This window comes from Magnetococcales bacterium (genome assembly GCA_015232395.1).
Lineage (GTDB): Bacteria > Pseudomonadota > Magnetococcia > Magnetococcales > JADFZT01 > JADFZT01.
Genome location: JADFZT010000131.1, coordinates 1 through 6,842, shown reverse-complemented (window position 1 = coordinate 6,842; position 6,842 = coordinate 1). Strand labels below are relative to the sequence as shown.

10 protein-coding genes are annotated in these 6,842 nt (G+C 57.1%); 4 read left to right on the top strand and 6 right to left on the bottom strand.

Annotation, left to right across the window (positions count from 1 at the left end; translation table 11 throughout):
• Positions 1–13: 13 nt before the first annotated feature.
• From HQL52_19560 to HQL52_19540, 5 genes are all read right to left on the bottom strand, one after another.
• The gene (locus HQL52_19560; GenBank protein ID MBF0371640.1) at positions 14–409 is read right to left on the bottom strand and encodes a hypothetical protein; all 396 of its coding nucleotides are present in this window, start codon (positions 407–409) and stop codon (positions 14–16) included.
• On the bottom strand, positions 406–933 hold the full coding sequence (locus HQL52_19555) for a Gx transporter family protein (GenBank protein MBF0371639.1): 528 nt from the start codon (positions 931–933) through the stop codon (positions 406–408). The genes HQL52_19560 and HQL52_19555 overlap by 4 nt, the downstream gene beginning before the upstream one ends.
• 65 nt (positions 934–998) lie before the next feature.
• Positions 999–1,406 (bottom strand): NusG domain II-containing protein, encoded by a 408-nt coding sequence (locus tag HQL52_19550; protein ID MBF0371638.1) that lies wholly within the window; start codon positions 1,404–1,406, stop codon positions 999–1,001.
• A gap of 1 nt (position 1,407) precedes the next feature.
• Positions 1,408–2,520, bottom strand: a complete 1,113-nt coding sequence (locus tag HQL52_19545; GenBank protein MBF0371637.1) for an FAD:protein FMN transferase — start codon at positions 2,518–2,520, stop codon at positions 1,408–1,410.
• A gap of 5 nt (positions 2,521–2,525) precedes the next feature.
• On the bottom strand, positions 2,526–3,305 hold the full coding sequence (locus HQL52_19540) for a 16S rRNA (uracil(1498)-N(3))-methyltransferase (GenBank protein ID MBF0371636.1): 780 nt from the start codon (positions 3,303–3,305) through the stop codon (positions 2,526–2,528).
• 210 nt (positions 3,306–3,515) lie between these two features.
• On the opposite strand from HQL52_19540, the gene HQL52_19535 reads away from it, so the two are divergent.
• From HQL52_19535 to HQL52_19520, 4 genes are all read left to right on the top strand, one after another.
• A complete protein-coding gene (locus tag HQL52_19535; protein MBF0371635.1) occupies positions 3,516–4,118 on the top strand; it encodes a chorismate lyase in 603 nt (200 codons plus the stop codon).
• Positions 4,102–4,971 carry a 4-hydroxybenzoate octaprenyltransferase gene (ubiA, locus tag HQL52_19530; GenBank protein ID MBF0371634.1) on the top strand — a complete coding sequence of 290 codons (870 nt, stop codon included), beginning with the start codon at positions 4,102–4,104 and terminating at the stop codon, positions 4,969–4,971. Before HQL52_19535 ends, ubiA begins: the two co-directional genes overlap by 17 nt.
• A 30-nt stretch (positions 4,972–5,001) precedes the next feature.
• A complete protein-coding gene (locus HQL52_19525; GenBank protein ID MBF0371633.1) occupies positions 5,002–5,907 on the top strand; it encodes a GGDEF domain-containing protein in 906 nt (301 codons plus the stop codon).
• Positions 5,908–6,242: 335 nt separating this feature from the next.
• Entirely contained in the window at positions 6,243–6,458 is a 216-nt protein-coding gene (locus HQL52_19520) for a type II toxin-antitoxin system HicB family antitoxin (GenBank protein MBF0371632.1), read from the top strand.
• Between the two features lie 43 nt (positions 6,459–6,501).
• On the opposite strand, the gene HQL52_19515 is transcribed toward HQL52_19520, so the two are convergent.
• Positions 6,502–6,756 (bottom strand): PIN domain-containing protein, encoded by a 255-nt coding sequence (locus HQL52_19515; GenBank protein MBF0371631.1) that lies wholly within the window; start codon positions 6,754–6,756, stop codon positions 6,502–6,504.
• Between the last annotated feature and the right edge of the window lie 86 nt (positions 6,757–6,842).

Below are 6,842 nucleotides of genomic sequence, written 5' to 3'. Positions count from 1 at the left end.
GCTGGGCCTGGGTTTAAAGCCGGGTTGGCCACCACCTTTCTTTGGGTGGCCCTCTTTCGTTGGGGCGGGGGGGGGGCGGGGGGGGTTCCCCTGATTCGGGTGGTGTCGGGGGAGTGGGGGCCAGTTCGGTTTCGGGCTCCAAAAAGAGAGGCTCCGGCGCGGTCTCCTCAGCCTCCTGCTCGGTGATTTCCGGCGCGCTTGCCCGTTGATCCTCCTCCGCCATCGCCTCCACCCGATCCGGTGGTGGCGGGCGCTCTTTCGGCTTGTAGCCCAAATATTCCACCCGTAAAAATCGTTCGGGGGGCTTTTCGTTGGTGGGGAGGATGAGCTTAAGGCCATAGAGCAGCAGCCCATGGAAAAAAAGGGCCAGCAAAAAGGCTACACCAAAACGCCGGTTGAAAAAATTCATGCCGGAGTGCCTTCCAGGAGGTGCCGAAACCGCTCCAGTCGTTCCAGAATCAGAAAGGCCAGTATGCCGTTCAAAATGCCGGTAATCCAGGATCCAGCCAGAAACCAGGGCAGGGCCAGAAAAATACCGCTATGCCCGATGAATAAAAAATGCGCCGCGATCACCTGACAGCTCATGTGGGCGAGCGACGCCATTACCGAAATCCCCACCGGCCCCAGCTGTAACAAAGGCACCCCCCGCATCAGACCCATGGCGAGCAGCGCCCCCACCGCGCCGGAAAGGCTCAACAAAAAGGTGGGAGAGAGAAAAGTCCCCAAAGCCAACGACCCCGCCACCACCCGAATCAGGGAAACCCCCACCGCCGCCCCCCAGCCCAAACGAAAGAGCGCCACCAAAGTAAAGGTGTTGGCCAACCCGGCTTTAAACCATGGCCCAGCCCCCGGCAGAGCCGCTTCCAACAGATGCGCAGCAATCGCCGCCGCTGCCAGATGGGCTATCAAAAGTTCCCGTCTGAGCGGGGGCATTCCCTGCCAATGATCACCAGGGGAGGAGGCCAGCGTTTCATTTCCAGGGGATGAGAGAGGGGTATTCATTGGGCCAGTGCGTCAAAGTCGTCAGCTGAGCGCTCCCCAGCCATCTGGATCATCACGCCGCAGGGGAGGCAGGCGGCGATGGTGCCTGAAGCGGAAATCCAGCCAGTCCGGGTGCCGATCATCCGGGGGCTGGCATATTCCTCCAGCCGGGCCTGCCCCTCTTCAGTCACAATGGTGACCGGCCCCAGGCGTCCAGGGACTTCCACACGCTGGGCGATGGCGGGATCCAGGGTCAATACAGCCCGGTTATCTCGAAACACCCGCACCTCGGCACCAGGGGGCGGTTGGATGATCCAGCCAAAGGTGAGGATTGAGGCCAAAGAGAGGAGCAGCACACCACGATCTGACGGGGTGGTGGCTCTTAGAATGAGTTGCATCAGGGGGAGGGGAAAGGAGAGCGCCATTTTAGGGGTCTGCCTGCCAGCTTCCCTGAAATCCCGGGGTTTGGTGGTGCTCGCCACTATCGGTGATGAACAGGGCTTCGGTTCGGGGGAATTTTTCCAATAGCTTTAACCCAGACTCCCCACCCAGCACAAAAAAAGCCGTGGCCAAGGCATCCGCCAAAGTCGCCGTCGGCGCTTGAATGGAGACCGAGATCAGACCGGAGCGGGCGGGCTTGCCTGTTTTGGGATCGAGCAGGTGATGATAGCGTATTCCTTCGTGGATAAAAAACCGCTCATAATCGCCGGAGGTAACCATGGCCAGCTCCCCGGTCAACCGGGAAACCGCTGCCACCCCTTGGGCGTTGCGCGGATGGCGAATGCCGATTTTCCAGGGCGTGTCCCCCTTACTCCCCAACACCCGCAGATCCCCTCCCGCGTTGACGATGGCGTTTTCGATGCCTTCCTTCTCCAGCACGGTCATGGCTTGATCAATGGCATAACCCTTGGCAATGGCTCCCAAATCCAGGGCGACGACCGTATGGGCCAGGCGCAGTTGCCGGCTTTCCTTCAGGGTGATGGTTTCATCAAGGGCGCCGTGGGCAACCCAATCATTCAGGGCCTGTGGCTCCGGTGGTTTGGTGGGTGGGGGATCTTTGGAAAATCCCCAGAGTTGGGCCAGCTCCCCCAGCCCCATATAAAAAGCCTGGTCAGATTCTTTTTGTACCCGGAGCCCTTGTTGGATCAAATTGAAAAGCTCCAAAGTGATCTCCTGCCAGCTTCCCCGAGGGGCTTTGTTGATCTGGCTGACCTGGCTTGTCCCCTGGTGGCGGCTCATGGCGGCTTCAATGCGGGCCATCTCCTGAAAAGCGGCTGTAACGGCTTTTTGATCCATTTCGTCCGAAGCGCCCCAGGTGGTGATGGTCACCAGGGTACCCATGAGCATCCGGGTGGTGGCGCGGGAGGAGGGGGGATCGCTGCAACCGGTGAGAAGCAGCATCGGCAGCAGGAGAATCAAAACCCAGTGGCAGGAGGGGGCATTCAGAAAAGTGGCCCGAGAGATTCCGGCTTGGACAAAAAGCTGAACCCGGGAGGGGGGCGGTGTTCTCGATAGGGAAGCGTGAAGGGGGCGGTTCATGGCCTTCATTTCCTTGCACGCCCCATGCCCATATCTCCATACAACAGCTGCATGGCGGTGATGGCGGCAATGGCGGCGGTTTCGGTGCGCAAAATGCGGGGGCCCAGGCCCAGGCATTCAAACCCCATCTCCTCTTGGGCCAAACGTACCTCCTCTTCGGAAAATCCCCCTTCCGGCCCGATCAGGAGGGTAACGGAAGTGGGGAGAGGGGAGGGGGCTGCCAGGGGTGATAAAGAGTGTCCATCCCGTTCTTTCTCCCAAAAAATCAGCCGCAGGTCATTCGGGGGTAGCTGGTCCGGGAGTTCTTTGAAGGTGAGGGGGGGGAGGAGATGGGGGAGCTTGGTTCGGCCACACTGCTCTGCCGCTTCGATGGCGATGCGCTGCCAGCGGCGTTGGCGGTTTTCATGACGCTTGGGGTTGACCCGGGGGGTGGCATATTGGCTGTGAAGGGGAATCAGCGTGGTAAGGCCCAGCTCGGTTCCCTTCTGAATCACCAGCTCCATGGCGCTGGATTTGGGCAGACCATGAATCAGGGTGATGTGCAGAGGAGATTCCCGCTCTTCGGGTATAAAGGTATTGAGCTGCACCCGGGGTTTGGATCCCCCTTCCATAAGGGTACACGCCCACTCCCCACCGCTGCCGTCAAACAGGGTGATAGAAGCCCCCCGTCCCAGACGCAACACCCGGGTGAGGTAGTGGCCGGCATCACCCTCCAGGGTGAGTTCAGCTTGGCCGGTGAGGGGTTTATCGGTGAGGGGTTTATCTATAAAGAGGCGCGGGGGCATGATTGGCCGATGGTTTAAGAAATATGGACGGAGGATCTATCCCAGCAGGCACGAAAAGGGCCGGTTTGCTCGAAAAGGGTCGGTGTTGCTCGAAAAGGGTTTGTCTGGCAGGGAACAACGATATACCTTTAGCCCCTTGCTGTCTTCCTGTTTTGACTTTCAACGACCATCTTCTGACGGCCTTCCCGTTTTTTTCAGGTTTTGGCCCACTTGCTAGCGATGCCGGACGTATTCGACTTTTCTCCACACCTTAAAGAGGGATGGCAGGAACCCCAACACCTGCTTGAAGCGGAGGGGCATGGTCTTTCCCCTCGCTTGCGAGCCGCCTTGGGGTGCACCTCCTCCCTGACCCGTCACCTGGAAAATGCCTGGCAGGAGCCGGTTCGGGTGTGGTTGGAGAGTCAGGAGCTTTCCCCCAAATGGGTCAATGAGCCCCCCGTCTGGGAAGCCCGCCACCAGCTGCCCCAGCGGGGGGATGTGCTGTTGCGCAACGCTTGGCTGGGCATGGGGGCAAAAAAATGGGTCTTTGCCCATTCCCAGGTGGCGGTGGCGGATCTGGCCGCTTCGGTATGGGCAGGCATTGAACGGGGCGAAACTCCCCTGGGGGCACTTTTCCTCGACCGGGAAGATCGCGTCAGTCGCCTGGGGTTGGAGCTGACTCTGGCCCGTGCCCCCCAATTTGCCCACAATATCGGTCTCTCTGGGGAGGTGCCCTTCTGGTGCCGCCGCTCCCTCTTTGTGGTGAATGGCAGTCCCTGGGCGCGGATTTTGGAGGTGTTCGTGGATTGGGAAAATCATGAAGGCGCTGATTGACCGCATTCCCTGGGCATTGCCCCGGGAGCTTTTATATCTCATGCGGGTGGATCGCCCCATCGGCACCTGGCTTGTGCTCTGGCCTTCTCTTTGGGCGCTGGTGGCGGCTGGGGAAGGGCGTCCGGATTGGTGGTTGGTGATGGTTTTTATCGTCGGCGCCTTTGTGATGCGCTCCGCTGGCTGTGTGATCAACGATATCGCCGACCGGGATATCGATCCCCATGTAGAACGCACCCGGGAACGCCCCCTGGCAGCCCGTCGGGTAACCCTGACTGCGGCTAAATGGCTCCTTTTTGGGCTGATGTGTCTCGCCTTGGCTCTCGCCTGGCAGCTGAACGCCCTGGCTCTGAAGCTTTCCTTCGTGGGAGCATTCTTGGCCATGACCTACCCTTTTACCAAGCGTTTCATTCAGTTACCCCAATTTTATCTGGGAGCGGCATTCGGCTGGGGGGTGATCATCGCCTGGGCTGCTGCTACGGGGGAGGTGGCTGGGGAGGCTTGGTTGCTCTTTGGGGCGACCCTCTTTTGGGCGGCGGGATATGACACCATCTATGCCATGATGGATCGGGAAGATGATCTGAAAATCGGAGTCAAATCCACCGCAATTCTCTTTGGTGACAAGGATATTCCTGCGGTGGCCGGGCTTTATCTCATCACCTTGGGGTTGCTGGGGGGGGTGGGGCAGAGTTTGATGCTGCCTTTTTATTATTATTTGGCTCTTTTTTTGGCCATGATTCAGATGTTGTGGCAACTGCGTGTGATTCGTGGTTATCCTAAAGAGGCTGTCTTCAGGGCATTCCTGAGTAACCAGTGGGTTGGACTGATCGTTTGTGTGGGGTTTGGATGGCGCTGAGCAGGGCGCGGGGCATGACCGGAGGGGATTATGGCCGACACATCAAAGGCGGTTCTCGAAGAGGTGCTCGATCTATTGCGGGAGGGGGTCTACATCACCGATGTCAATCGGGTGATCACCTACTGGAATCAGGGGGCGGAAAGAATCACCGGTTTTAAAGAGGGCCAGATTATCGGCACCCCCTGCCAGCTCAATCTTTTGGAACACATCGAGGATTCCGGCAACAGCCTCTGTGAGGACGCCTGCCCCCTGGAAAGAGCCATCAAACATGGGGAGAGCTTCGAGACCGAAGCCCACATCCATCACAAAGAGGGTCACCGGGTTCCGGTTTTCATCCGCACCTCTCCCATTCGAGATGACAACGGCCAGATTATCGGTGCCTGCGAGGTGTTTGGCGACATCTCCTCCCGCATTGCCACCAATAAAAAACTCCACGAGCTGGAAAAAATTGCCATGCTCGACCATCTGACCCAACTCGCCAACCGTCGGTATATGGAGTTGGAGCTGGCCGTCAAGCTGGAAAATTCCAAGCAGACCGGCGCTGGGGTGGGGGTGCTTTTTTACGATATCGACCACTTCAAAGCGGTCAACGATACCTACGGCCACGATGTCGGCGACGATATCCTTCGCATGGTCGCAAAAACCCTGCAAAAAACCGCCCGCTCTCTGGATATTTTGGGCCGCTGGGGGGGAGAAGAGTTTGTCGAGATCGTCCCCAACACCTCATCCGATCTGTTATATGTGATTGCCGAGCGTAACCGGGTACTGGTGGAGCGTTCCAAATATAACCGGGACACCCAACCCGTTCAGACCACCGTTTCCATCGGTGCCACCCTGATCCAGCGGGAAGACACCATGGATTCCCTCCTGCGCCGGGCCGATCAGCTCATGTATCAAAGCAAAGAGGCGGGTCGCAATCGGGTCACCTTGGGGTAGGGGGTGGGGTCGTTGGCTATCTTGTCTGCTGTATCCTTAAAATGAGTCCATCGTTTTTCTTTTTGGGTGAACAGCAGGGAATAGATGGGAAAATACGAAAAATTATTGTGGCGGATTCTCCGAGGTAGGTCGGATTCGAATATTTCCTTTGAGGATCTATGCTGGTTTTTGAAACGGTTGGAATTTGCTGAACGCATTCGTGGCAGCCACCATCTTTTTCGAAAACCTGGGGTCATGGAAAAAATCAATCTCCAGAAGGATGGTGCCAAAGCCAAGGCCTATCAAGTGCGACAGGTCCGAAACATCATTTTGGGATACAGGCTTGGAGAATTGTCATGACTGACAAATATGAAATGATTCTCTACTGGAGCGAAGAGGATGGCATCCATATCGCTGAAGTCCCTGAACTCCCGGGCTGTTCAGCACACGGGGCAAGTCGGGAAGCCGCTCTGAAAAATGGCGAGGAAGCGATCCGGCTTTGGATTGAGACAGCCCGGGAGTTCAATGATCCCATTCCAGAACCCAAAGGCAGGCGGTTGATGTTGGCTTGATTTTGGAGTGAGTGGGGTGAGGAGCTTGAAGGGGAAGAGCCGGTCACGATCCCGGTATAAAGGGATTGACGATGGTGAGATCTCCGATAGTCTGACCGTGCTGGAAATCTTCTGAATAGAGGATTTGGCACTTTTCCTGTAGAGCGGCAGCGATGATGAGGGAATCATAATAGGTGTATCCCCACCGTTCAGTGAGTTTTAAAGCTTCCTTATAGAGTTCCATGTTGGGGAGCACTTGACAGAGTTTGGAGAGGGATTGTTCCAGATAAAGGGTGATCTCTTCATGGGAGAGAGGCACCGGAAATTTATGTTTCGGAAAAACAAAGTTGGAGATTAGCCATCCTAATTGGAAATTCATTTGTCTGATGGCTTGTTTTTTTGGAC

Excerpts from the sequence above, each read along its gene's own strand:
- HQL52_19525 (MBF0371633.1), top strand. The coding sequence starts at position 5,002 with ATGGCCGACACATCAAAGGCGGTTCTCGAAGAGGTGCTCGATCTATTG.
- HQL52_19540 (MBF0371636.1), bottom strand. The coding sequence starts at position 3,305 with ATGCCCCCGCGCCTCTTTATAGATAAACCCCTCACCGATAAACCCCTC.
- HQL52_19555 (MBF0371639.1), bottom strand. The coding sequence starts at position 933 with ATGCCCCCGCTCAGACGGGAACTTTTGATAGCCCATCTGGCAGCGGCG.
- HQL52_19560 (MBF0371640.1), bottom strand. The coding sequence starts at position 409 with ATGAATTTTTTCAACCGGCGTTTTGGTGTAGCCTTTTTGCTGGCCCTT.
- ubiA (MBF0371634.1), top strand. The coding sequence starts at position 4,102 with ATGAAGGCGCTGATTGACCGCATTCCCTGGGCATTGCCCCGGGAGCTT.
- HQL52_19520 (MBF0371632.1), top strand. The coding sequence starts at position 6,243 with ATGACTGACAAATATGAAATGATTCTCTACTGGAGCGAAGAGGATGGC.
- HQL52_19550 (MBF0371638.1), bottom strand. The coding sequence starts at position 1,406 with ATGGCGCTCTCCTTTCCCCTCCCCCTGATGCAACTCATTCTAAGAGCC.
- HQL52_19545 (MBF0371637.1), bottom strand. The coding sequence starts at position 2,520 with ATGAACCGCCCCCTTCACGCTTCCCTATCGAGAACACCGCCCCCCTCC.